Below are 21,271 nucleotides of genomic sequence, written 5' to 3'. Positions count from 1 at the left end.
TTCCCGGGGCGCCGGCCCGCGACCGCCCCGGGCGGGCCGGGGGGTGCGCTTTTGGGCCTGGGGGTTGGGGCCGGTGCCCCCCCCCGGCCGCGGGGGCGGGGGCGCCGCGCCCTGCTAGCAGTCCTCGAGGTACGGGGTGACGACCTCGGCGTACGCAGCCTGGCCGGCGGCGTTCGCGTGGAACGACTCGATGTTGCCGGTGTAGCCGAGGATCCACGGGTCCGCGGAGCAGATCTCGTGGCCCGCGAAGGCGTCGCGGACGTCGGCGAACTCGTAGCCGTGGTCGGCGGCGACCGCGGCGGTCGTGTCGGCGAGGAGGTCGGCGGTCTCGTTGAGCAGCGCCTGCTCCTCGGGAGTGATCGCGAGGGTCCCGGAGCAGCTGGTCTCGTTGAACAGCTGCGGGTTGCCGACGACGGTGACGTCGGCGAACGGGGCGAGGTCGTCGACCTGGGTGTAGAGGTCGTCGAGCTCGGCGGGGAGCGTGCCGGTGATGACGGCCTGCGCGTTCGCGACCGCGCCCTGGCAGAGGGCGGTGTCGGTGCCGGCGCAGGCGCCGAGCACGTTCGAGAAGCCGGCGTCGTTGCCGCCCACGCCGATGGTGACCTCGCGCGTGCGCCAGGTCAGGTTGCCGAGCTGCTCGGCGACGACGTCCTCGACGCGGGCGCCGGAGCAGGCGTCGAACGACAGCCGCGCGCCGACGCTCGCGGCCACCAGCTGCGGGTAGGCGTTGGCGGAGCGGTAGCAGTCGGTGCCGTCGTCGGCGTAGTCGCCGGCGCCCACACCGGACACATAGGAGTCGCCGAGGGCGACGTACCGCGGCGACCAGGTGCCGGCGGCCGAGGCCGGGGCGGCGAACGAGGCCGCCGCGATGCCGGCGACGGCCGCGGCGGCGAGGGTGCGTGCGAGGCGCTTGGTGGATCGGGTCATGGGTCTCCTTCTAGTGCTGCGGGTCGGACCGGGCGGCCCGCCCGCGGGGGTCTCGGGGCGGCGGCCGAACGGACGACCGGCCCCGAGGGGAAGACTCCCCCGGGGCCGGTCGCGGTTGCCTCTAGTAGTCGAGCATCGGGAGGACGACGTCGGTGTACGCGTCCTGGCCGGCGGCGTTCGGGTGGAACGACTCGAGGGTCCCGGTGTAGCCGAGGATCCACGGGTCGGCCGAGCACACGCCGTGGCCGTCGAAGGCCTCGCGCGGGTCGGCGAAGTCGAAGCCGTGGTCGGCGGCGACGGCCGCGGTGGTCTCCGCGAGGAGGTCGGCGGCGTCGTTGAGCAGCGCCTGCTCCTCGGGGGTGATCGCGAGCGCGCCCTGGCAGGCGGTCTCGTTGAACAGGCGCGGGTTGCCGACGACGACGATCTCGGCCGAGAACGCGCGGTTCTCGACGCGGGTGTAGAGGTCGTCGAGCTCGGCCGGGAGCGAGTCGGTGATGATGCTGCGCGCGTTGGTGATCGCGGCCTTGCACAGCGCGGTGTCGGTGCCCGCGCAGGCGGTCAGCACGGAGGAGAAGCCGGCGTCGTTGCCGCCCACGCCGATCGTGACGTGCTCGGTGTTCACCTCGTAGAGGTGGTTGAGCTGGTTGGCGATGACGTCCTCGACGCGCGCGCCCGAGCAGGCCTCGAACCAGAGCCGTTCGCCCAGTTCGACGCTGGCCTGCTTGGCGTACGCGTTCGCGGAGCGGTAGCAGTTCGTGCCGTCGTCGGCGTAGTCGCCCGCGCCGACGCCCGAGGCGAACGAGTCGCCGAGGGCCGCGTACTGCTGGATGGTGATGTCGGCCGAGGCGGGAGCGGCGAGGCCGGCGACGCCGAAGCCCGCGATCGCCGCGACGGCGGCGGCGCTGGCGAGGACGCGGCGCGACTTGCCTTCCTTGAAGGACACAGGGTCTCCTTGTTGTCGACAGGGCCGGCGGGTGGACCGGTGGGTCCCCGCCGGAGGACCGCGTCATTATAGACAGGGAAGTCCATTGTGTCGCAATAGGAACGGTGCGTGACGGCGTGTCGGGCGGCGTCCACTGAGCCCCGTCTCGACCCCGCAGGGTGCAAAACAGTTTCGAAGAAGTTTACGGAACCCGATCGGAAACTGTTTCCTCCTGGGGCTAGAATGGCCGCACACGGAGGCGAAGAGGTGCAGCAGATGGGCAGTCGGGCGACGCTGAGCGAGGTGGCCGCGCGGGCGGGCGTCTCCAAGGCCACGGCCTCCAAGGTGCTCAACGGCCGCCCGGGCGTCGCGGAGGCGACCCGCAAGGCCGTGCGCGACGCCATCGCCGCACTCGACTACGTGCCGACCACCGGGCCGCGCGAATCCCCTGCGCCCCAGACGATCCATGTCGTCTTCGACACGCTCCTGAACATGTACGCGGTGTACGTGCTCGACGGGATCATCAGCGGCGGCCGCGAACTCGGCGTCGAGGTCGTCACCAGCTCCCTGGAGGCCGAGACGCCCGGGTACAACGACCCGATCGGCGTCGACCGGATCAAGGCGATCGCCGCGCAGGGCGCGGCCGGCCTGGTCCTGGTGACCGCGCAGCTGACGAGCGCCGAGCGGGACATGTGCGAGCAGCTGGGCCTGCCGCTCGTCGTCGTCGACCCCGCGAACCCCCTCGACGAGCGCGTCACCAGCCTCGGCGCCACCAACTGGGCCGGGGGCGTGCAGGCGACCCGGCACCTGCTCGACCTGGGGCACACCAGGATCGGCTTCGCGGGCGGCCCGCCCGGGTCGCTGCCCGCGCGCGAGCGCCTCCACGGCTACCGGGAGGCGCTCGAGTCCGCCGGGATCGACGTGGACCCGGCGCTCACCGGCTCGGGCACGTTCTACGCCGAGACCGGCGCGGTCCTCACCGAGCGGATGCTCGACCTCGACGACCCGCCGACGGCGGTCTTCGCCGCGAGCGACAGCATCGCCGTGGGCGTCATCCGCACCGCCCGCAAACGCGGCCTCGACGTCCCCGGCGACCTCAGCGTGGTCGGCTTCGACGACACGTACAACGCGATGTGGGTCGAGCCGCCGCTCACCACGGTGCAGCAGCCGCTGCGCCAGATGGGCCGCGTCGCCGCCCGCACCGTGCTCGACCTCGCGGCGGGCAAGGTCCCCGACTCGCACCACGTGCAGCTCGCGACCACCCTCGTCGTCCGCGAGTCCACGGCCCCGCCGCGCCGCAAGCGCTGAACCGGGGGCCGGTGCCGTCGGCGCGCGACGACCGCGCTCAACCGGCGTCGGGGTCCTCGAGGGCCCGCTCGTAGGCGAGCAGGGTGTCGACGAAGCACCGCCGCTGCGCGTCCGTCAAGGGCGCCAAGGCCTTCCGCCAGGCGGCGGCGCCGCCGGCGAGCCACGCCTCGATCTCCGGACGCATCGCGGCGGTGATGCTCACGATGCGGCGGCGGCGGTCGGCCTCGTCCTCGCGGCGCTCGAGGACGCCTTTGCGACTGAGGTCGGCGACCATGAGGCTCACGGTGGTGGGCGCGACTTCGAGGCGGACGGCCAAGTCGTTGACGGTGGCCGGGCCGTCGAAGAGCAGCAGTGCGAGCAAGGACAGGTGACGCGGGCTCAGCTCGAGGGAGCGCACGCGCTCGGGCACGGGCAGGCGCTTGGCGCGGCCGACCATGCGCGGCATCAGCAGCAGCAGCTCGCGGATCGCATCGTCGACGTCCCCGGGACTTGACACGGCCACGCCTCCCAATTATCTTTGAGAACAAATAATATTTGCATCCAAAGCAAATAGATTCCAAGTTCATGCTACCCGAGGGCGCCGCACGCGCCCCTCGCCCGCATGCCCGCGAACACCCGCGACACCAGGAGCGACACCCATGCACCACGACTCCGCCGCAGGCACGATCCTCGTCACCGGCGCCAGGGGCAACATCGGCTCCCGCCTCACCGCCCGCCTGGCCGCGACCGGACACCGGGTCCGCGCCACGGCCCGCGACACTGCGAGCCTCGACGTCCCCGCCAGCGCCGAAACGGCCGAACTCGACCTCACCGACCCCGACCCCGAAGTCCTGCAAGGCGTCCGCACCGCGTTCCTCTACCCCGCCTTCGGTGACATCACCGGCTTCCTCGACGCCGCAGGCAGAGCAGGACTCGAACACCTCGTGCTCCTCTCCTCCCCCGCCGCCTACGACCCCGTCGAGCACGCCGGCCCCATCGGCGCCGCGCACCAGGCGATCGAGGCCGCCGTCCGCGACTCCGGTCTCAGCCACACCGTCCTCTACCCGTCCTGGCTCGCCACCAACCCCGCCCGCGACTGGGCCGAGCAGATCCGCGCCGGCAGCGTCGCCCTCGCCCACCCCGAATGGCGGATCAACCCCATCCACCTCGACGACATCGCCGAAGTCGCCGCCGAACTCCTCGTCCGCGAACGCTTCCGGGGCCGCAGCCTCATCCTCACCGGACCCGAATCCCTCAGCCAGCGCGAGGTGGTCGCCCAGATCGCGGCGTCGCTCGGCACGCCGATCGCGGTGGAGGAGCTGACGCCGGAGCAGGCGCTGGCGGCGCGGCCCGCGTGGTTCCCCGAGGCCATGTTCGCCTCGCTGATGGCGGTCGCGGCGAACTTCGGCGACCGCCCGGCGACGGTGAACAACAATGTGGAGCGCGTGACCGGCCGCCCTGCGCGCCCGTTCGCCGAGTGGCTCCGGGACCGGAGCCCCGGTTTCTGAGGCCGTCAGGGCCTCTTGAGGAACAGCCCCAGGACGACGGCCGCCAAGGGGACGGCGCAGAGGACGGTGAAGACCCCTTCGGGGCCTTGGCGTTCGGCGATGAAGCCGAACACCGGGGCGAAGAGGCCGCCCGCGCTCATGGCCAGCCCGAGGGTGACCCCGGCAGCCGTGCCGGGGCGGGTCGGCAGGTAGTCCTGGGCCAGTTTGACCAGCACCGCGAACGGGATGTTGATCGCGACGCCGACGGCGAGGGCCAGGACGAGCGGCGCGTACTCGCCGGGGGTGATCCTGAGCAGGACGAGGAGCGGGATGATCAGCACGCCGCCGAGACGGGTGATCGCGATGGCGCCGAAGCGGTCGGCGAGGCGCCCGCCGAGGAGGGTGCCGATCACGCTGCCGAGCATGAAGCCCGCCAGCGCGGTCCCGGCGACGGCGTGGCCGGCGCCGAGGTGGCGGATCCAGTACAGCTCGATGAAGGTGATGATCCCGACCCAGAGGATCGAGCGGACGACTTCGATCGCGGTGAGGACCGCGAAGGGGCCCCAGCGGTCGGTGCCGGTGCGGGCCTCGGGCGGGGCCGCTTGGGCGCGGGTGCGCTTGCGGAGCATGACGAAGGCGATGAGCACGGCGGGCGGGATGAACAGCGCGGTGGCGCCGACGCCCATGGCCATGAGGGCGGGCGTGGCGAGGACGGGGGCGAGGAAGAAGCCGATCGAGCCGCCTGCGGCGAAGATGCTCATGCCGGTGGCGCTGTCGCCGGCCGCTTCGCGTGCGCCTTTGCCCGCGGCGGGGTGGAACATGGCGACGCCGAGGCCCGAGAGGAAGACGAGGGCGAGGACCAGGGGGTAGGGGCCGGCGAGTCCGGCGAGGCCCAGGCCGAGCCCGGCGAGGGCGACGCCGGCGGGGGCGAACCAGTCGAGGCGGCGGCGGTCGACCAGGAGGCCGAAGAGCGGCTGCGGGATCGAGGCGCCGAGGGCGGCGGCGAGGGTGAGGCCGGTGGCGGCGACGTAGCCGTAGCCGCGGTCGAGCACGAAGTAGGGGACGACGGCGGGCACGAGCCCTTGGTAGAGGTCGTCCACGGCGTGGGCGGTGCCCCACAGCCACATGCGCCGCAGGGGCGAGGGCGGGGCGTCCCGGCGGGGCGCGGTCGGGGCGGCGGTCTGGGTCATGCGCGGTGCTCCTTGTCGGTTCGCCCCAAGGATTCCGACTCGCCGCGGGCTCCGGCTAACGGTATTCTGCCGAGTTATGTCGATTGACGGCCATGTTGACGGGCGGATCATCCCGAGCTCGCCGATCCGGTTGCTGTCGCACCTGGAGCGGATCGACCGGCATCGCCACGACGGGCACCAGTTGATCTACCCGCGGCGCGGGGTGCTGCGGGTGTTCACGGCCTCGGGGGTGTGGGTGGTGCCGCCGTCGCAGGGGGTGTGGATGCCGGCGGGCCACGACCATGCGCATCGGGCGTGCGGGACGACCGAGATGCGGGCGATCCTGTTCGCGACCGACGGCCCGGGGCCGTTCATCGCGCGGCCGACGGTGCTGGCGTTCACGCCGCTGCTGCGCGAGGCCGTCACGTGCCTGACCGACGACGCCGGGCTCGCGGCGGAGACGCGGGGCCATCTCGAGCGGGTCGTGCTCGGCCTGCTGCGCGGTGTCGAAGCGCCGCAGCGGTTCCTGCCGGCGCTGCCCGATCCGCGGCTGCGCGAGGTGGTGGCGCTCCTGGAGGACGATCCGGCGGACCGGCGGACGCTGGCGCAGTTGGGGGCGGCCGTGGGCGCGTCCGAGCGGACGCTGAGCCGGCTGTTCCGGGAGCAGGCGGGGATGACCTTCGCGCAGTGGCGCGGGCAGTTCCGGCTGCACCACGCGCTGGTGCTGCTCGCGGAGGGGCATCAGGTCACGCGTGTCGCGGGGGCGTGCGGGTACGCGAGCCCGAGCGCGTTCATCGGGGCGTTCCGGGAGGCGTTCGGCGTGACGCCGGGCGAGTACGTGAGAAGCGAGCCCGACCTTCGGCTGTAGGCGGCCATTGCCTTGAAGGCGCTTGCAGCGCTATCCTGGACTCCCGTCATTATATCGATTCAATTCGATATTTCAATATGTTCTGCAGACGGCCGCGGTCGCCCGGCACGCCGCCCGGCCCGTCACCTCACCCTGTGCCGATGCGCGCCTTCGCGTTCCATGGACCCGCGCGCCCTCACCATCAGATACGGAGTGAACATGAAGCAGTCCACCCCGCCCCGGGCGAGACGCCTGCGGGCCCCCGCGGCCGCCGCCGTAGGGCTGGTCGCCGCGGCCGCAACGATGTGGGCGATGACCGACGCGAACGCCGCCACCGTCCGCTACGAGGCCGAGACCGCCCCGGCCGTCTGCGACGGCACGATCGACTCGAACCACACCGGCTACTCCGGCAGCGGATTCTGCAACTCCGCCAACGCCTCCGGCGCCGCCGCCCGGTTCACCGTCAACGCCGCGAGCGCCGGAACCGCCACCCTCGCGATCCGGTACGCCCACGGCGCCACCGACTCCCGCCCTGCCGACATCGTCGTCAACGGCGCCACCGTGGAGTCCGCCAGCGCGTTCGGCGCGACCGGCTCGTGGACCGCCTGGTCGACGAAGACGGTCACGGTACCGGTGAACGCCGGGAGCAACACGGTCCGGCTCGTGGCCTCCTCGGCGTCCGGTCTGGCGAACATCGACTACGTCGAGCTCACCGACGGGTCGGCGGCGCAGACCGGTCCGATCATGGAGGACCTGGGCCGCGGCGTGACGGTGGTGCCTTCGGGCGGCGGGAGCCTCGTCAGCTGGCGGCTGCTGGGCACGGACACGGCGAGCACGGCGTTCAACGTGTACCGCAACGGGACGCTGCTGAACGGCAGCCCGATCACGGGCGCCACGAACTACCTCGACGCGGGCGGCAGCGGCACGTACACGGTCGCGGCCGTGAACGGAGGGACCGTGGGAGCCCCGTCGGGTGCGGAGGCGGTGTTCAACTCGAGCGGGTACCGGGACATCCCGATCCAGCGGCCCGCGGGCGGGACGACGCCGTCGGGCGAGGCGTACACGTACAGCGCGAACGACATGAGTGTGGGCGACCTGGACGGGGACGGCCAGTACGAGTACCTCGTGAAGTGGGACCCGAGCAACGCCAAGGACAATTCGCAGTCGGGCTACACCGGAAACGTCTACATTGACGCCTACAAGCTGAACGGCCAGCGCCTGTGGCGGATCGACCTGGGCCGCAACATCAGGGCGGGCGCGCACTACACGCAGTTCCAGGTGTACGACTACGACTCGGACGGCGACGCGGAGATCGCGATGAAGACCGCCGACGCGACCGTGTCGGGCACCGGCCAGGTCATCGGGAACGCGGGCGCGGACCACCGCAACAGCGGCGGGTACATCCTCACGGGCCCGGAGTACCTGACGGTCTTCAACGGCGCGAACGGCGCGATCCTCGACACGATCGACTACCAGCCGCCGCGCGGGACGGTCTCGAACTGGGGCGACAACTACGGGAACCGGGTGGACCGGTTCCTGGCGGGCACGGCCTATCTGGACGGTCGGCACCCGAGCATGATCTTTTCGCGCGGGTACTACACGCGCAGCGTGATCTGGGCGGTGGACTTCAACGGCACTGACCTGGTCTCGCGCTGGGTCTTCGACTCGAACAGCGCGGGCGGCCAGTACACCGGCCAAGGGGCGCACAGCCTCTCGATCGCGGACCTGAACGGCGACGGCCGCCAGGACGTGGTGTTCGGTGCGATGGCGGTCGGTTCGAACGGCCAGGCGCTGTACAACACGGGCTTCGGGCACGGCGACGCGCTGCACGTCTCGGACTTCGTGCCGGGCCGGGCGGGCCAAGAGGTGTTCATGCCGCACGAGAGCGCCAGCCAGCCCTCGTCGAGTCTGAACGGCTCCAACGGCGCGATCCTGTTCCAGACGCCGGCGAGCGGCGACAACGGACGCGGCGTGGCCGCGAACGTCCTGTCGGGCAACGCGGGCGCCGAGTACTGGTCGTCGAATGTCAGCGGCCTGCTGAACGCGTCGGGCGCGAACATCGGCGCGAAGCCGGCGTCGATCAACTTCGTGTCCTGGTGGGACGGCGACGGCGAGCGCGAACTCCTGGACGGCACGGCGATCGCGAACTACCCGTCGGGGACGCTGCTGACCGGTGCCGGCGTGGCGTCGAACAACGGCACGAAGGCCACGCCCGGGCTCTCGGCGGACCTGTTCGGGGACTGGCGGGAAGAGGTGGTCTGGCGGACCAGCGACAGCGCGGCGCTGCGGATCTACGCGACCCCGTCGACCACGAACCTGCGCATCGCGACGCTGATGCACAACGCGCAGTACCGGGTGGCGGTCGCGTGGCAGAACACGGCGTACAACCAGCCGCCGCACCCGAGCTTCTACATCGGCAGCGATGTGACGAGCTATCCGTTCCCGGCGATCTCGACGCCCTGATCCCTCCGCGATGCCGGGGCCCGCGACGCGCGTCGCGGGCCCCGGCCCGTCCGGGGCCGATGAATCCGGGCGGGCCGCCTCGTCTCAATTGCGAGAAGTGCATCCGATCAGAGGAGCGAAGACGCATGGCGCACACCGATGTCAACTTCAAGCCGGTCGCTGACCTGGTGGCGGGGCTGATCGACGGCGTAGAGGACGACCGGTGGGCGGATCCGACGCCGTGCGGTCACTACACGCAGGCGCAGCTACTGAACCACCTGCTCGGCCTGTGCCTGGCGTTCACGGCGGCCGCGCGCGGCGAGCGTGGCCCCCACAACGACGCCCCGCCCGGCGAGCCCGCGACCGAGCTCGAACCCGAATGGCGCGGCGAGCTGCGGCACCGCCTCGACAGCCTCGCCGAAGCCTGGTCCTCGGAGGGCGCATGGGAGGGCCACGCGGTCGCCGGCGGCGTCGTCCTGCCGGCATCGATCATGGGCCTCGTCGCCCTCAACGAGCTCGCCGTCCACGGCTGGGACCTGGCCCGCGCCACCGGCCAGGACTTCCGCCTGCCCTCAGACACCGTCGCGAACCTGGTCGAATTCGTCGCCCAGGACGCCCACGACCAGTCCGCCCGCGAAGGCATCTACGGCCCCGTCGTCACCCTCCCCGCCGACGCCGCCCCCCAAGACCGGCTCATCGCCCTCACCGGCCGCAACCCCGCCTGGCGCCCTTGAGCCGAGCAGCAAGACGACCGGCGAGGCAGGCCGAGTCGAGTCTGCCTCGCCGGTCGGACGACCTTGACCGCTGCGGCGGCCTTTACTGCTGCTGGTAGGCGGCGAACGCCGCCTCGCATTCCCATTGCACGAACACGCGCTTGGCAAGCACGTCGTCGGTGGGCGGGAGGCGGCGGAGTTCGGCGGCCAGCGCGAAGAACCCGGGTCCGGGGAGGCCAGAGTCGACGCCGTGCACGAGTGCCGAGATCATGAAGCCGTAGCCGGTGACGGCCTCGTGGTGCTTGTTGATGTCGTCGCAGAGCTTCCCGATCCTGCCGGGGAATCCAGCGGAGGGAGAGGCGATCGGCGAGCCGAGCTCCCGGTTCAAGTCGCCGTACGTGAGGGTGGCGCTGCGAGCGGCGTACCGCTTGAGGGCTTCGAGTCCGTCATCTACCAGCTGAGCATCTGACGCGGGCATGGCAGGCCTTTCGATGAGGGGAGCGGGCGATGGAGAGGCGGTGGTGGCGGCAACGTATCCCGGCTGGGGGCGCGACGCCAGGCTCAGTCCATGCTCGACGGTCGGATTCCGGCTGGCGGGCGGCGAAGCGAGCGTGCTGCGGTCCGCTGCTCATCGAGGACGACGCGGGGGCCCGGCCGTGTGGCCGAGCCCCCGCTTCACTTCACGCAGTAACGTTGCGCTGCAATTCGGCTACCAGCTCGTGGCGGCCTTGCGACGGCGCAGGACCACGAACAGGACCACACCTGCGGCGAGCACCGCGGCGGACGTCGCGCCGATGACCGTGAGCGAGACGCCCGTGGTCGGCAGCTGCTCGGAGCCGTTCCCGCCGGGGACGGCGGCGTTCAGGCTCAGGGCGGCGACGTTGTTCTCCAGGTCGCCGTCGATCGTCGGGAAGTCGGCCTCGGTGAGGCCCCAGTGCTCCTCGAACCCGGTGAAGTCCCAGGTGTCGGCGCCTTCCATGACCGAGATGAGGCCGTCGGTAGCGGACTTCGCGTCGGTCACGGTCACGGGGAGCTCGAAGGCGTACTCCTCATCGACCGCGAGCGTGTCGGGGCCGTCGCACATGACGTCGATGCGCTCGAGGCCGAAGACCGCCGGGTCGATGTTCCCCATCCACTCGTTCAGCTCCGCGCTGTTGCAGAAGGTGCCGTCCACCTCGATGTAGCCGTATTCGTTGAACCCGGTGGCCTCAACGCCGGTGGGGAGCTGGATCGCGATGCCGAAACGGCCTTCGCCGGAGCCGGGGTGCGGCCGGGCGAGGGCGTCAGCCGGTCCGAGGTTCCCGATGACGACAGGGACCGTGGCGTCCTTGCCGGCTTCGCCGTCGATGCGCTGGCCCGCGACGGTCATGTCGAACGGGTTGGCCGCTGAGACGATGGTCGTCTGCGAGGACTCCTCGATCTCGGTGCGGTCGGTCAGCTCGAAGACGAGCTCGTTCTCGGCGTCGAAGAACTCGACTTCATCGAGGTAGTACTGGCCCCAGCTGTCGAGCGCCGAGACGTGGAAGCCCTGGCGGAACGTCATCGGGCCGGGCACGTTCGCGCCGAGGGTCACGCTGATCGGCGTGTCGGCGGAGAGTTCGTAGACCTCGCCGGGTGCCGGCGTGAGGTCGGGGAACGCGCACATCACTTCTTGCTCGCGGAAGATGCCGCAGTTGCTGTACTCCGACGCGACCGAGAGGTGCGGGTCGTCGTTCCAGAAGCCGAAGATCACGCCGCGGGAGGTGTTCTCACCGGTGTTCGCGAACTCGATCTCGGGAGTCACCGTGTCGCCGGGTGCGACGTCCTCGAAGTCGCTCGCGTTCACGGAGTAGTCCCACTCCGCGTCGTCGGGGGCCAGGAACGTCCAGGTGCCGACGATCTCGGCGGGCTCGTAGCCGCCGGGTTCCACGGTCACCAGCCAGTCGGCCTGCTCATTGGCGTTGACGCCGGGGCCGACGTGCACGTCGAACGCGATGTCGAAGTACGCGTCGGCGTACTGGTCGACGAAATTGCAGTCGAGGGTCGCGCCGTCGGCGATGCACGCCGGGTCCTCGGTCGTGAACGTGATGCCCTGGATCTGGTCCGAGAGTCCGAACTCGATGTGGACGTTGTCGAGGGCCTCGTCGCCGGAGGAGCCGCGTGTCTCGACCAGGAGCCGCGCTTCCTGGGTCTCGGTCTCCTCGGTCCAGCCGACGTAGAAGTCGGAGGTCTCTGCGGGTTCGGCCCAGGCCTGGACGTCGAGGGTTTCCTGGGCTTGGACGGGGGCGGCGGTGAGGCCGACGGCGAAGGCGGCCGCGGTGAATGCTGCGCCCGCCCCGGCGACGGCTCGTCGCGTGGTGTTCGGGGAGGTCATGGATTCCTTGCTTCTGTTGTGAATGAGGGGTTCTGTTACAGGGGTGCCGGATGGACCGGCCCCCTCGACACGCGCCGAGGGCGGTGATGGTTGCAGGACTCGAATGGGTGCAACCGCGAGCGAGGGGCACGGGCGCCTCGAGAACCGTCACTAAAGGGGCGTTCGCCTCGATTCGCACGGGTCGAGGCCTGAGGCGCGCCGCCGGCGGACCGAGACCCGCCTTCGTTGCCGGTGAAGAACGCGTCAGGGAGCCCCAGGGCGCGGCCGAGCGCCGCGGTCGTGCTCAGGGCCGGCGGCGCAGTGGTGGGTCAGACGATGCGGTCGGCGCGGGCGTAGAGGTTCATCGTGTCCTCCCGGACGAAGCCCGCGAGCGTCAGCCCCGACTCCTCCGCGAGCTCCGCCGCGAGCGACGACGGCGCCGAGACCGCGGCGAGGGCCGGGACGCCGGCCATGACCGCCTTCTGCACCAGCTCGAACGAGGCCCGGCCGGAGACGGCCAAGACCATGCCGCGCAACGGAACCATGCCCTCGCGCAGGGCCTGGCCGAGGACCTTGTCGACCGCGTTGTGCCGACCGACGTCCTCCTTCGCGGTGATCAGCTCCCCCGCGGCGGTGAACAGCCCCGCGGCGTGCAGACCGCCGGTGCGGTCGAAGATCTTCTGCGCCTTGCGGAGCCGGTCCGGGAGGGACGCGAGGACGTCGGCGCCGATCGCCGTGTCGTCCTCGGCGACGCTCCAGGCGGCCTTCGTGCGCACGTCCTCCAGGCTGTCCTTACCGCACACTCCGCACGCGGAGGTGACGGTCGTGTTCCGGGTCGCCGACTTCGGCGGGGCCGCGACGTCGGCGGCCAGGGCGATGTCGAGGAGGTTGTAGGTCTGCTCGCCGTCCGCGTCCACACCGGCGCAGTAGCGCATGCTCACGATGTCGCGCGGCCGGGTGATGACGCCCTCGGCGAGGAGGAAACCGGTCGCGAGGTCGAAGTCGTCGCCGGGCGTGCGCATGGTGACCTGCAGCGATTCGCCCCCGACCCGCAGTTCGAGGGGTTCTTCGACGGCGAGGGTGTCGACGCGCTCGGAGCGGCGGTCGCCGGCGAGGCGGGTGGTCTTGCGGCGGACGGTCACGCGGCCCATGTCGCTTCAGGTTCCCTTCAGGTGGCTTCAGCTCCCCTTCAGGTTCGCCGAGCTGTACTTGCCTGTATAGCGCGGCGGGCCCCGGAGAACGAGGAAGGAGGAGGAAGGAGGTCGGAACTCACGACCGGAGGGCCCCGGCGCCGACACTCGGGCGTCGGCGCCGGAGGACCCGAAGGCTCGCAAGATTCGGGTGGGCGGGGCGGGGGGAGGGAGGGCCCCGGGGAGGTCAGGACGGCAAAGCCCCCGAGGAGTCCGGCTCGAACCGCACCACGATCGACTTCGAGGTCGGGGTGTTGCTGGTCTCGGCGACCGAGTCGAGCGGCACGAGCACGTTCGTCTCCGGGAAGTACGCGGCCGCGCAGCCGCGCGCGGTCGGGTAGTGGACGATGCGGAAGTGCGGGGCGCGGCGGTCCCCGTCGGCCCACTCGCTCACCAGGTCGCAGTAGGCTCCGTCGGTGAGGCCGAGCTCGGCGGCGTCCTCGGGGTTGACGAGCACGACCCGGCGGCCGTCGTGGATGCCCCGGTAACGGTCGTCGAGCCCGTAGATCGTGGTGTTGAACTGGTCGTGGCTGCGGAGGGTCTGCAGCAGCAGCCGTCCCGGCCCCGCCTCCGGCGAGGTCACAGGGTTGACCGTGAAGTTCGCTTTGCCCGTGGCCGTGGGGAACACGCGGCCATCGCGCGGGGCGTGCGGCAGCGCGAAACCGCCGGGGACGCGGGCGCGGGCGTTGTAGTCGTCGAAGCCGGGCACGACCCGTTCGATCCGGTCGCGGATGAGGTCGTAGTCGGCCGCGAACGCCTCCCACGCCACGGGGTCGTCCGGGCCGAAGACCGCGCGGGCGAGACCGGCGACGATCGCGACCTCCGAGCGCATGTCGGCGCTCAGGGCCGGGACGCTGCCGCGCGAGGCGTGCACGATGCCCATCGAGTCCTCGACGGTGACGAACTGCTCGCGCCCGCCCGGCGCGTCGATGTCGGTGCGGCCCAAGGCCGGGAGGATGAGCGCCCGCGCCCCGGTCACCACATGCGACCGGTTGAGCTTGGTCGAGACGTGCACGGTGAGGCGGCAACGGCGCATGGCCGCTTCCGTCGCCGCCGTGTCCGGGGTGGCCGCGACGAAGTTGCCGCCCATCGCGAAGAAGACCTTCACGTCGCCGTCGCGCATGGCGCGGATGGTGCCGACCGTGTCGAAGCCGTGGTCGCGCGGGGGCGCGAAGTCGAACTCGGTGCCGAGCGCGTCGAGGAACCGATCGGGCATCCGCTCCCAGATGCCCATCGTGCGGTCGCCTTGCACGTTCGAGTGCCCGCGCACCGGGCACACGCCCGCGCCCGGCTTGCCGATGTTGCCGCGCAGCAGCAGGAACGCGACGACCTCGCGGATGGTCGGCACCGCGTGCCGGTGCTGGGTCAGGCCCATCGCCCAGCAGACGACGATCCGGTTGGCGGTCAGCACCATGTCCAGCAGCGCCTCGATCTCCTCCGCGGCGAGGCCCGTCCGCTCGACCGCGTCGGCCAGCGCGGCGGCGTCGCCCGATTCGTCGCCGACTCCGTGGTGGGCGGCGAAGTCGTCGAAGCCGTGGGTGTGGGCGTCGATGAAGTGGCGGTCGATCGCGGCGGGGTCGGTCTCGGCGGCGCGGAGGACGAGGCGGTTGAGGATGCTGAAGAGGGCGAGGTCGCCGCCGACCTTGATCTGGAGGAAGAGGTCGGTGAGGTCGGTGCCGCGTCCGGCGAGGCCGCGGGCGGTCTGGGGGTTCTTGAAGCGCTGCATGCCGGCTTCGGGGAGGGGGTTGACAGTGGCGATGCGGGCGCCGGCGCGTTTGGCCTTCTCGAGGGCGGTGAGCATGCGCGGGTGGTTGGTGCCGGGGTTCTGGCCGGCGACGATGATGAGGTCGGCTTGGTGGAGGTCGTCGAGGGTGACGCTGCCTTTGCCGATGCCGATGGTCTCGGCGAGGGCGGCGCCGGAGGACTCGTGGCACATGTTGGAGCAGTCGGGGAGGTTGTTCGTGCCGAGTTTGCGGGCGAAGAGCTGGTAGAGGAAGGCGGCTTCGTTGCTGGTGCGGCCCGAGGTGTAGAAGGCGGCCTGGTCGGGGTGGTCGAGGGCGTCGAGTTCGGCGGCGATGAGGCCGTAGGCGTCGTCCCAGGTGACGGGCTGGTAGTGGGTGGCGCCTTCGGGGAGGTAGGCGGGGGTGGTGAGGCGGCCCTGCTGGCCGAGCCAGTACCCGGACTTGTCGGCGAGGTCGGTGAGGGGGTGCGCCGCGAGGAAGGCGGGGTCGACGCGGCGGCGGGTGGCTTCTTCGGCGAGTGCTTTGGCGCCGTTCTCGCAGAATTCGGCGGGGTGGCGGTGGGCGGGTTCGGGCCAGGCGCAGCCGGGGCAGTCGAAGCCGCCGGTCTGGTTGACGTCGCGGAGGAGGGGGAGGCCGCGTTTGAGGCCGGCCTGGTCGTTGATGTGGCGGAGGGAGCTGGTGACGGCCGGGAGGCCGACGGCGTGGTGCTTGGGGCCGCGGACGTCGGGGGTGTCCTGGGCGGGGTCGGTTTCGGGCGCCTTGCTCATGCGGAAAGTGTAGGTGGCCGGCGTGCGGGGGCGGGCGGGCTCGCGGGCGGTGTCGGGTCGGATTCGCCGCGAATCGACATGTTCTCGGTTTGCAATCCCAGTTCAGGGGGTATCGGGGCGAATCGGCGCGGACTGTCGGGGCGTCACGGTCCGGGTACGCTGAACGGCGGGCCGGCGCGGGTCCACCGTCCCGGTCCCGCGAGGGGTCCTCAGTGGAAGGCGGTGGCGATGGGTGGGGCTGCTGGCGCGCAGGACGATCCTCCGGCTGGGCGGGGGCGGCTGCACGGTCGTCTGCTGCAGGTGCTGGGCGGGGTGTCGGCGGTGGCCGCCGCGGTGGCGTTGTGGCAGTTCGGGGTGTTCGGCGAGGACCCGGTGGGCGAGGTCGTCGATGTGATCGAGGACCCTGAGGCGCCGTCCATTCCGGATGGTGCGAGCGAGCCGAGTACGGGGGCTCCGGTAGTGGCGGCGAGCGTGTCGGCGGCGGCGGCGCCTTCGGAGTCGACGGCGGCGCCGACCTCGGAGGCGTCGTCGAGTGCGGCCCCGACGAGTGCGGCGCCGAGTGAGACGGCTGCCGAGGTGGAGGAGTCGGGCCGTCCTTCGGGGCCGTCGTGTTCGGCGAGTCTGACGGTGGAGCAGGAGTGGGACGACTCGGTCGAGGTGTCCGTGGAGGTGGTGAACTCCGGGAGTGCCGCGTTGGCGTCGTGGGAGGTCGACCTCGGCTTGCGGGACGTGGACATCTACCACTACTGGAGCATGCGGGACCTCGGCGGCGGCCGGTACGGGAGCGAGGACTGGAACGCGCGTCTCGATCCGGGCGAGAACGCGGTCGCGGGGTTCCAGGCGGAGCTCGGTGACCGGGCGGACCTGCCCGGGTCGGTGACCTGCACGGCCGCTTAGGGATCGAGGAGGAGCCTGGCGGCGGTGTCGGCGCCGTCGGTGCGCATCTCGGAGGCGATCGCGGCGGCGCGTGCGCGGGTCTCGGGCCGGAGTGCGGTTTCGATTGCGGCGGCGAGGGATCGGGTGGTGAGGGCCGGGCCGCGGTGGGCGGCGCCGATGCCGAGTCGGGCGACGCGTTCGGCCCAGTAGGGCTGGTCGACGATGTGCGGGACGACGACTTGGGGCGTGCCCGCGGCAGCCGCGGTGGCGGTGGTGCCCGCGCCGCCGTGGTGGACGACGGCGGCGGTCCGCGGGAACAGGGCCTGGTGGTTGACGTCGGCGACGGCGATGCAGTCGTCGCGGTCGTCGATCGGAGCGAGGTCGGCCCAGCCGCCCGCGAGGACGATGCGGCGGCCGTGCCTGCGGGCGGCGCCGACGGCGATGCGGGCGAAGTCGTGCCGGGGCCGGACGGGGATGCTGCCGAATCCGATGTAGACCGGTGGCGGCCCGGCGGCGAGGAACGCCTCGAGCGGGGAGGGGAGCGGGCGCTGGTCGGCGAGGGTCCAGGCACCGGTTTGGATGACGGGAGGCGTTGCGGGCCAAGGATTGAGTATCGAGTCAGTGGCGAGCCAGGGCCGGGCGGTGAGCACATGGTCGCGAACGTTGCCCACGGGCGTTAGCCCGTTCGCGACCCGGATGCGGTTGACGGGGTCGCCGTAGAGGGCCTGCATGCTGGCGGCGTCGTGGTCCCAGCGCGCCTGGTTGCCGCCGGCGCCCGGCGGGAGCGGCCGTCCGGGGCGGCCGGGCGGCGGGTGGTGCTTCGAGGGCAGGAGCGTCGGCTGGAGGCTCACGTGGCGGTAGCGGAGCCCGAGCACGTCGGCGGCGGTCCGCGCGGCGGCCGCGACCGGGAACGTGCCGGTCGCGACGATCGCATCGCATCCTGTTGCGGCCGTATAGATCTGCTCGAACTGCGCGTCGATGATCGCGGCGGTCCGGGCCGCGAAGTCCCCGGCCGGCGGTGGCCGGGTCCCGGTCACCAAGGGGCGCACGGCCTCCCCCACGGCCACCATCGGCACCGCCGCATCGGCGAGCAGCCGAGCGAACTCGCGGTCCGGCGGCGCGCACACCACCGCCTCTCCGCCGAGCCCGCGCAGACGCACCGCCAGCGCGGCCATCGGCTCGACATCGCCGCGCGAACCATAGGTCGAGAGCAGGACGCGCATCGGTCCCCCGTTCGAATCGGCTGGAGCCGCCCATTCTGGGGTGCGGATGCAAGGCCGCCGCCGGTTTCGCCGGGCGCCTGTGGTTAGAGGGTGCCGAGCAGGTCGCGCAGGATGGTGTTGAAGCGTTCGGGGCGTTCCATGTTGGGGTAGTGCGCGGTGCCTTCGACGAGATGGGCGGTGCCGGTGGCGGCCAGGGCGACGGCGCGTTCGGCCAGGGCGATGTGGTCGGGCGAGTCGAGGTCGCCGTTGACGGCGTGGAGGGGGACGGTGATGTCGGGGACGCGTTCCCAGGTGCGTTCGGGCGGGATCATGAATCTTGGTTCGCCGACGGTGTGCTTGGCGAAGGAGGCGCGCATCATCTCGTGGAGGCGGCGCACCACGTCGGGATCGACGTCGTCGAGGGTGCGGGAGGGGCCGGTGGTGAAGGCCATGAACGCGTCGATCGCGGGTTCGGCCCGGCCGGTGCCGAGGAGGGCGCCGAATTCGTCGAGGACCTCGTTGGTCCACGGGTCGGTGAACTCGGGTTCGCTGGTGCCGGTGCCGCTGACGATGACCGCTTCGACGAGGTCGGGGTGGTCGAGGGCGACGTCGACGGCGATGCCGCCGCCCATCGAGAGTCCTACGAGGACGGCCGGTCCGGTGTCGAGGTGGCGCAGGAGGGCGGCGATGTCGTCGCCGTGGCGGTACGGGCCGGAGGCGTTCGGGGAGCGGCCGTGGCCGCGGGCGTCCGGGGCGATGACGCGGTGGTCGGCGGCGAAGGCCGGGATCTGGTCCTGCCACATGCGGTGGTCGAGGAAGCCGCCGTGGAGGAAGACGAGGGGCCGGCCCGATCCCGTGTCGTGCCAGTGCAAGTCGCTCATGGCGTCCACGGTGCCACACGCCGCCGCGGGGCGCGGTTCAGGCGTTCTCGGGGCGGCCGAAGCGGACCGGGACGCCCGGCGAGTAGAGGACGCTCATGGGTGCGCCGCTGAGGCCTGACAGTCCCGCTGCGGCGAGCAGGGTCTCGTCGCATTCGAGGAGTTCGGCGCGGCGCAGGGGCCAGCGCGGGTGGGCGTTGGGGAGGTAGCGGAGGCGGCCGGCGACGGTGTGGTGGAGCCCCCAGCGGGCGGTGAGGAAGTGCTCGAGCGGGGTGGGGTCCGTGACGTGTGCGCCGATGCGGAGGGTGATGCGGGAGCGGGCGGTGCGGGGGCCGGGCCAGCGGCGGGCGCTGGTGTAGGTGCGGGTGTCGCCGCGGGCGTGGAGGCGCATGCGGGACCAGACGTAGGGGAGGCGGAAGCCGGTGCGGGCGGCGAGGACGGGCAGGAGTCGGGAGGCGTCGAGGGAGCGGAAGGCGACGCCGCGGCGGCCCTGTTCGTCGACGGTGTAGAGGCGGACGTTGGTCTCGGGGAAGGTGCCGAGGTAGGGGATGCCGGGCAGGTTGAACCAGCCGACGCGGTGCATGCGGAAGGGGACGATGCCGACATAGGTCGCGCCGTCGAACGTGTCGGGGACGGTGCCGGGCGGGAGAAGGCGGGCGGCGTCGGCGGGGTCGATCTCCCAGTGGAGGAAGGCGAGGTCGAGCCAGGATTGGGTGAGCAGGGGGCGGGTGACGGGCCGGGGCGGCTCGGGCGTGACGGGTTCGGGCGGGTGCATGCCTCCAGGATCGCAGGGCCGGGCTGGTGCGCGCGGGGGTTCGGCGCTTACGCTGCGGTCGTGGAGATCTTCGAAGACCGGCGCGGGATGCTGCAGGCGGTGGCGTACCGGGTGCTGGGGACGGTCACGGACGCCGAGGACATCGTGCAGGAGGCGTGGCTGCGCTGGAACGGCGTGGACGCGGGCGCGGTGGAGGACCCGACGGCGTACCTGGTGAAGGTGACGACGCGGTTGGCGATCGACCGGTTGCGTTCGGCGCAGGTCCGGCGGGAGTCGTATGTGGGGCCTTGGCTGCCGGAACCGGTGCTCACGGGCGGGGACGTGGCGGACGATGTGGCGCTGGCGGACACGGTGTCGTCGGCGATGCTGCTGGTGTTGGAGGCGCTGTCGCCGCTGGAGCGGGCGGTGTTCGTGCTGCGGGAGGCGTTCGGTTACTCGCACAAGGAGATCGGTGAGATCCTGGATCGGAGTGAGGCGTCGGTGCGGCAGACGGCGATGCGGGCGCGGGAGCATGTGGAGTCGCGGCGGCGGCGGTACGACACCGATCCGGTGACGCGCCGCCGCGCTGCGGAGTCCTTTATGGAGGCTTCGGCGGGCGGGGACCTGGCGGGGCTGATGGCGATCCTGGCGCCCGATGTGACGCTGGTGTGCGACGGCGGCGGGCTGGCTCCGGCGCCGCGCAAGGTCGTCGAGGGCCTGGAGCCGGTGGCGCGGGCGCTCGTGACGTTCGCGGGGCGCATGCCCGAGGCGCCGCGCGTGGAGTTCGCGGAGGTCAACGGCGGCCCGGCGATCGTGGTCCGGTCGGGTGAGGTGGCCGCGGCGGTGGTCATGCTCTTCTTGGTGGACGGCGTCGTCGAGGAGATTCACCTGGTCAGCAACCCTGAGAAGCTCGGAGCGATCTAAGGAGATTGTGACGGTCATCACTGCGACTCACGTTCGGCGGGGCCGTCTCGTCCTTGGGGCATGACTGACATCCTCGTTATCGGCGCCGGCTACACCGGCATGATGGCCGCCCACGGCATCGCCCGCCGCAACCCGCAGGCGCGCGTCACGATCCTCAACCCGACCGACCGCTTCGACGAGCGGCTGCGCCAGCACCAGGTCGCGGCCGGCCAGGAGCTCGGCGACCACCGCATCCCCGAGATCGTCGCGCCCGCCGGCATCCTGTTCGTCCAGGGCCGGGCCGCCGCCATCGACGCCGGTGCCCGCAAGGTCGCGCTCGACGACGGCCGGGCGCTCACCTACGACCTGCTCGTCTACGCGATCGGCAGCTCGACCCGGCGGGTCGAGCACGCCTTCACCATCGACGACCCGGCCCTCGCCGAGCGGCTGCGCGAGCACCCCGAAGGCACCCTCACCGTCTGCGGGGCCGGGCTCACCGGCATCGAGGGCGCGACCGAGATCGCCGAGGCGTACCCGCGCATGCGGGTGCGGCTCCTCAGCCGCGGCGAGCCCGGCTCGATGATGGGCCCCAAGGCGAAGGCGCACCTGCGGCGCGCCCTCGACCGGCTCGGCGTCGAGGTTCGCACCGGCGTCACCGTCGCCGAAGTGCGGCCCGGCGCGGTCGTCCTCGAAGGCGGCGAACGGATGCCGACCGATACGACACTGTGGACGACTGGGGTGGCCTACTCCCGCCTCGCGGCCGAATCCGGGATCGCGACCGACGACCTGGGCCGGGTCCTCGTCGACGCCGGGCTGCGCTCGGTCTCGCACCC

The 21,271-nt window shown here is 72.0% G+C and carries 19 protein-coding genes; 8 read left to right on the top strand and 11 right to left on the bottom strand.

Translation table 11 applies throughout. From position 1 onward, the window contains the following. Window positions 1-114: 114 nt before the first annotated feature. Together AB0K52_RS13075 and AB0K52_RS13070 are read right to left on the bottom strand one after the other, a co-directional pair. Entirely contained in the window at window positions 115-927 is an 813-nt protein-coding gene (locus tag AB0K52_RS13075; RefSeq protein WP_363530641.1) for an SGNH/GDSL hydrolase family protein, read from the bottom strand. 121 nt (window positions 928-1,048) lie between these two features. Next, window positions 1,049-1,870 (bottom strand): SGNH/GDSL hydrolase family protein, encoded by an 822-nt coding sequence (locus tag AB0K52_RS13070; RefSeq protein WP_363530638.1) that lies wholly within the window; start codon window positions 1,868-1,870, stop codon window positions 1,049-1,051. Between the two features lie 222 nt (window positions 1,871-2,092). Between AB0K52_RS13070 and AB0K52_RS13065 the strand changes: the two genes are divergently transcribed. After that, entirely contained in the window at window positions 2,093-3,157 is a 1,065-nt protein-coding gene (locus tag AB0K52_RS13065) for a LacI family DNA-binding transcriptional regulator (protein WP_363530635.1), read from the top strand. Between the two features lie 37 nt (window positions 3,158-3,194). On the opposite strand, the gene AB0K52_RS13060 is transcribed toward AB0K52_RS13065, so the two are convergent. Next, window positions 3,195-3,653, bottom strand: a complete 459-nt coding sequence (locus AB0K52_RS13060) for a MarR family transcriptional regulator (RefSeq protein ID WP_363530632.1) — start codon at window positions 3,651-3,653, stop codon at window positions 3,195-3,197. Between the two features lie 142 nt (window positions 3,654-3,795). Between AB0K52_RS13060 and AB0K52_RS13055 the strand changes: the two genes are divergently transcribed. After that, the gene (locus tag AB0K52_RS13055) at window positions 3,796-4,644 is read left to right on the top strand and encodes an NAD(P)H-binding protein (RefSeq protein ID WP_363530629.1); all 849 of its coding nucleotides are present in this window, start codon (window positions 3,796-3,798) and stop codon (window positions 4,642-4,644) included. 5 nt (window positions 4,645-4,649) lie between these two features. Here the strand turns inward: AB0K52_RS13055 and AB0K52_RS13050 are convergent, their stop codons facing one another. Beyond that, window positions 4,650-5,813, bottom strand: coding sequence for an MFS transporter (locus AB0K52_RS13050; RefSeq protein ID WP_363530626.1), 1,164 nt, complete (start codon window positions 5,811-5,813; stop codon window positions 4,650-4,652). Between the two features lie 76 nt (window positions 5,814-5,889). On the opposite strand from AB0K52_RS13050, the gene AB0K52_RS13045 reads away from it, so the two are divergent. The 3 genes from AB0K52_RS13045 to AB0K52_RS13035 all read left to right on the top strand — a co-directional run bounded on the left by AB0K52_RS13045 (window position 5,890) and on the right by AB0K52_RS13035 (window position 9,815). Beyond that, a complete protein-coding gene (locus AB0K52_RS13045) occupies window positions 5,890-6,660 on the top strand; it encodes a helix-turn-helix transcriptional regulator (protein ID WP_363530623.1) in 771 nt (256 codons plus the stop codon). A gap of 198 nt (window positions 6,661-6,858) precedes the next feature. Next, window positions 6,859-9,102 carry a carbohydrate-binding protein gene (locus AB0K52_RS13040; RefSeq protein ID WP_363530620.1) on the top strand — a complete coding sequence of 748 codons (2,244 nt, stop codon included), beginning with the start codon at window positions 6,859-6,861 and terminating at the stop codon, window positions 9,100-9,102. Window positions 9,103-9,227: 125 nt separating this feature from the next. Further along, complete coding sequence (locus tag AB0K52_RS13035) at window positions 9,228-9,815, top strand: TIGR03086 family metal-binding protein (protein ID WP_363530618.1); 588 nt, start codon at window positions 9,228-9,230, stop codon at window positions 9,813-9,815. An 82-nt stretch (window positions 9,816-9,897) separates the two neighbouring features. Here the strand turns inward: AB0K52_RS13035 and AB0K52_RS13030 are convergent, their stop codons facing one another. From AB0K52_RS13030 to AB0K52_RS13015, 4 genes are all read right to left on the bottom strand, one after another. Beyond that, window positions 9,898-10,272, bottom strand: coding sequence for a hypothetical protein (locus AB0K52_RS13030; protein ID WP_363530616.1), 375 nt, complete (start codon window positions 10,270-10,272; stop codon window positions 9,898-9,900). 231 nt (window positions 10,273-10,503) lie between these two features. Beyond that, window positions 10,504-12,147 carry an LPXTG cell wall anchor domain-containing protein gene (locus AB0K52_RS13025; RefSeq protein WP_363530613.1) on the bottom strand — a complete coding sequence of 548 codons (1,644 nt, stop codon included), beginning with the start codon at window positions 12,145-12,147 and terminating at the stop codon, window positions 10,504-10,506. A gap of 308 nt (window positions 12,148-12,455) precedes the next feature. Next, window positions 12,456-13,277, bottom strand: coding sequence for a formate dehydrogenase accessory sulfurtransferase FdhD (gene fdhD / locus AB0K52_RS13020; RefSeq protein ID WP_363530610.1), 822 nt, complete (start codon window positions 13,275-13,277; stop codon window positions 12,456-12,458). Between the two features lie 226 nt (window positions 13,278-13,503). Then, window positions 13,504-15,825: an FdhF/YdeP family oxidoreductase gene (locus tag AB0K52_RS13015; RefSeq protein WP_363530607.1), complete on the bottom strand. Its 2,322-nt coding sequence runs from the start codon at window positions 15,823-15,825 to the stop codon at window positions 13,504-13,506. Between the two features lie 228 nt (window positions 15,826-16,053). On the opposite strand from AB0K52_RS13015, the gene AB0K52_RS13010 reads away from it, so the two are divergent. Then, on the top strand, window positions 16,054-16,722 hold the full coding sequence (locus tag AB0K52_RS13010) for a cellulose binding domain-containing protein (protein ID WP_363530604.1): 669 nt from the start codon (window positions 16,054-16,056) through the stop codon (window positions 16,720-16,722). Here AB0K52_RS13010 and AB0K52_RS13005 read toward each other — a convergent pair. The 3 genes from AB0K52_RS13005 to AB0K52_RS12995 form a co-directional block, all read right to left on the bottom strand. Next, window positions 16,719-17,924, bottom strand: coding sequence for a glycosyltransferase (locus AB0K52_RS13005; protein ID WP_363530601.1), 1,206 nt, complete (start codon window positions 17,922-17,924; stop codon window positions 16,719-16,721). The two genes, AB0K52_RS13010 and AB0K52_RS13005, sit on opposite strands and share 4 nt — an antisense overlap. Before the next feature lie 83 nt (window positions 17,925-18,007). Then, entirely contained in the window at window positions 18,008-18,784 is a 777-nt protein-coding gene (locus AB0K52_RS13000) for an alpha/beta hydrolase (protein ID WP_363530598.1), read from the bottom strand. 37 nt (window positions 18,785-18,821) lie between these two features. Further along, window positions 18,822-19,556 (bottom strand): DUF2071 domain-containing protein, encoded by a 735-nt coding sequence (locus tag AB0K52_RS12995; protein ID WP_363530596.1) that lies wholly within the window; start codon window positions 19,554-19,556, stop codon window positions 18,822-18,824. A gap of 60 nt (window positions 19,557-19,616) precedes the next feature. Here AB0K52_RS12995 and sigJ point away from each other — a divergent pair, with 60 nt between their 5' ends. Both sigJ and AB0K52_RS12985 read left to right on the top strand, forming a co-directional pair. Further along, the gene (gene sigJ, locus AB0K52_RS12990) at window positions 19,617-20,459 is read left to right on the top strand and encodes an RNA polymerase sigma factor SigJ (RefSeq protein WP_363530593.1); all 843 of its coding nucleotides are present in this window, start codon (window positions 19,617-19,619) and stop codon (window positions 20,457-20,459) included. Window positions 20,460-20,519: 60 nt separating this feature from the next. Beyond that, a partial coding sequence (locus tag AB0K52_RS12985; RefSeq protein WP_363530590.1) for an FAD-dependent oxidoreductase occupies window positions 20,520-21,271 on the top strand: 752 nt, incomplete at its 3' end.

It is taken from the genome of Glycomyces sp. NPDC049804, assembly GCF_040674615.1.
GTDB classification, from domain to species: Bacteria; Actinomycetota; Actinomycetes; order Mycobacteriales; family Micromonosporaceae; genus Glycomyces; species Glycomyces niveus.
Note: the sequence above shows the minus strand (reverse complement) of the source record. Positions and strands in the feature narration are given on the sequence as shown.

What these genes read in the sequence shown, in the direction of transcription:
- AB0K52_RS13075 (WP_363530641.1), bottom strand. Translation starts at nt 927, where the DNA reads ATGACCCGATCCACCAAGCGCCTCGCACGCACCCTCGCCGCCGCGGCC.
- AB0K52_RS13065 (WP_363530635.1), top strand. Translation starts at nt 2,093, where the DNA reads ATGGCCGCACACGGAGGCGAAGAGGTGCAGCAGATGGGCAGTCGGGCG.
- AB0K52_RS13055 (WP_363530629.1), top strand. Translation starts at nt 3,796, where the DNA reads ATGCACCACGACTCCGCCGCAGGCACGATCCTCGTCACCGGCGCCAGG.
- AB0K52_RS13050 (WP_363530626.1), bottom strand. Translation starts at nt 5,813, where the DNA reads ATGACCCAGACCGCCGCCCCGACCGCGCCCCGCCGGGACGCCCCGCCC.
- AB0K52_RS13045 (WP_363530623.1), top strand. Translation starts at nt 5,890, where the DNA reads ATGTCGATTGACGGCCATGTTGACGGGCGGATCATCCCGAGCTCGCCG.
- AB0K52_RS13040 (WP_363530620.1), top strand. Translation starts at nt 6,859, where the DNA reads ATGAAGCAGTCCACCCCGCCCCGGGCGAGACGCCTGCGGGCCCCCGCG.
- AB0K52_RS13035 (WP_363530618.1), top strand. Translation starts at nt 9,228, where the DNA reads ATGGCGCACACCGATGTCAACTTCAAGCCGGTCGCTGACCTGGTGGCG.
- AB0K52_RS13030 (WP_363530616.1), bottom strand. Translation starts at nt 10,272, where the DNA reads ATGCCCGCGTCAGATGCTCAGCTGGTAGATGACGGACTCGAAGCCCTC.
- AB0K52_RS13025 (WP_363530613.1), bottom strand. Translation starts at nt 12,147, where the DNA reads ATGACCTCCCCGAACACCACGCGACGAGCCGTCGCCGGGGCGGGCGCA.
- fdhD (WP_363530610.1), bottom strand. Translation starts at nt 13,277, where the DNA reads ATGGGCCGCGTGACCGTCCGCCGCAAGACCACCCGCCTCGCCGGCGAC.
- AB0K52_RS13015 (WP_363530607.1), bottom strand. Translation starts at nt 15,825, where the DNA reads ATGAGCAAGGCGCCCGAAACCGACCCCGCCCAGGACACCCCCGACGTC.
- AB0K52_RS13010 (WP_363530604.1), top strand. Translation starts at nt 16,054, where the DNA reads ATGGGTGGGGCTGCTGGCGCGCAGGACGATCCTCCGGCTGGGCGGGGG.
- AB0K52_RS13005 (WP_363530601.1), bottom strand. Translation starts at nt 17,924, where the DNA reads ATGCGCGTCCTGCTCTCGACCTATGGTTCGCGCGGCGATGTCGAGCCG.
- AB0K52_RS13000 (WP_363530598.1), bottom strand. Translation starts at nt 18,784, where the DNA reads ATGAGCGACTTGCACTGGCACGACACGGGATCGGGCCGGCCCCTCGTC.
- AB0K52_RS12995 (WP_363530596.1), bottom strand. Translation starts at nt 19,556, where the DNA reads ATGCACCCGCCCGAACCCGTCACGCCCGAGCCGCCCCGGCCCGTCACC.